The 533-nt window shown below is 59.5% G+C and carries 2 protein-coding genes; one reads left to right on the forward strand and one right to left on the reverse strand.

The window, feature by feature from the left end:
• A partial coding sequence (locus tag AAHB17_RS24570) for a hypothetical protein (protein WP_342133686.1) occupies positions 1-228 on the forward strand: 228 nt, incomplete at its 5' end.
• 61 nt (positions 229-289) lie between these two features.
• Here AAHB17_RS24570 and AAHB17_RS24575 read toward each other — a convergent pair.
• Positions 290-533: methylmalonyl-CoA mutase family protein (locus AAHB17_RS24575; protein ID WP_342133687.1), on the reverse strand; the 244-nt coding region annotated here is incomplete at its 5' end.

A 533-nucleotide genomic window follows, 5' to 3' on the forward strand; every position in this document is an offset into this window, starting at 1 on the left:
AACAAGCATCTTTGCTCGATCCAGTATGGTGCACAACTGCGGATCACCACTCTTTTCAACCACCTTTTCACAATACAGCCAGTGGGTTTCAAGGACAGCAGCGCCCACTTCCACAGCCATGAGAAGTCGGAGAACCGCCAGACGCCCGTGACCAAAGTGGATACTGCGCTCCAGCAAGCTCAATGCCGCCTCGCTACCCAACTGTCGAGGAAGCTCGACATGCGGTGACCGCAATGCCTGCCGCATAAGACGTTTGTTGTCTCTGACCAATGCGCGTGACAAATGAGCCTCACATGTTTCTGCGGTACTGTCCACCGACCTCGAACAGCGCGCTGGTGATCTGCCCCAGGCTGCACACCCGCACCGCGTCCATCAGCACGTTGAACACGTTCTGGTTCTCGATCACCGCCTGCTGCAGGCGCTTGAGCATGGCCGGTGCCTGAGCCTGGTGGCGCTCGTGGAAGGCGGCCAGCCGCTGCAGCTGGCTTTGCTTCTCTTCCTCGGTCGAGCGCGCCAGCTCCAGCGTCTCGGGT

The sequence above is a fragment of the Hydrogenophaga sp. OTU3427 genome (assembly GCF_038440225.1).
Taxonomy (GTDB): Bacteria; Pseudomonadota; Gammaproteobacteria; order Burkholderiales; family Burkholderiaceae_C; genus Hydrogenophaga.